The sequence below is a fragment of the Mycobacterium simiae genome (genome assembly GCF_008370645.1).
Taxonomy (GTDB): Bacteria; Actinomycetota; Actinomycetes; order Mycobacteriales; family Mycobacteriaceae; genus Mycobacterium; species Mycobacterium simiae_A.
Genome location: NZ_VTZN01000470.1, coordinates 1 through 660 on the forward strand (window position 1 = coordinate 1; position 660 = coordinate 660).

General features: G+C 77.3%; 1 pseudogene. It reads right to left on the reverse strand.

Annotated features, from left to right (window positions below):
• A pseudogene (locus F0Q45_RS28365) lies at positions 1–660 on the reverse strand (PE family protein); the annotation flags it as partial.

The window sequence follows — 660 nt, forward strand, 5'->3', positions numbered from 1 at the left end:
GGCGCCGCCACCGAGTCCGACCGCGCCGCCCACCCCACCGGGCAAACCGCCTTGAGCCCCGTCACCTCCAAGGCCGCCAGTCCCGCCGGTGCCGCCGAGTCCCCCGGCCCCGCCGCCACCTCCGGTGCCTGCTAGCAGTCCGCTTGCCCCGCCGCTACCGCCGGCCCCGCCGGATCCGCCATCCCCGCCGTCGCCACCGTCCCCGCCCGCGCCGCCCGCGCCGCCACTGCCGGCGGTACCGCCCGGCACAGAGTTGATCGTGCTGCTACCGCCCATGCCGCCGACGCCGCCGGAGCCGCCGCCGTCGCCGGATCCGCCGGTGCCGCCGAGACCGCCCGCGCCGCCGCTTCCGCCGTTGCCGATCAGCAGCCCGCCGCGCCCGCCATTGCCACCCGTTCCCCCGGTCCCACCTGCCGCGCCGGCGGCACCGACGGCGCCGGCTCCGCCGGACCCGCCTTGGCCGCCTAGTGCGGCCATGGTGCCGGCGCTACTTACAAGTGCGTCGCCGCCTCGCCCGCCGGCACCACCATCTCCACCCATTTCCCCGCCGGCGGCCCCGGCTCCCCCTACGCCGCCAAATGCGGTAGCAAAATCGCTACTGCTGTTGCCGAACGCGTCTGCAAAACCTCCGGACCCACCAGCGCCGCCAGTGGCACCGGC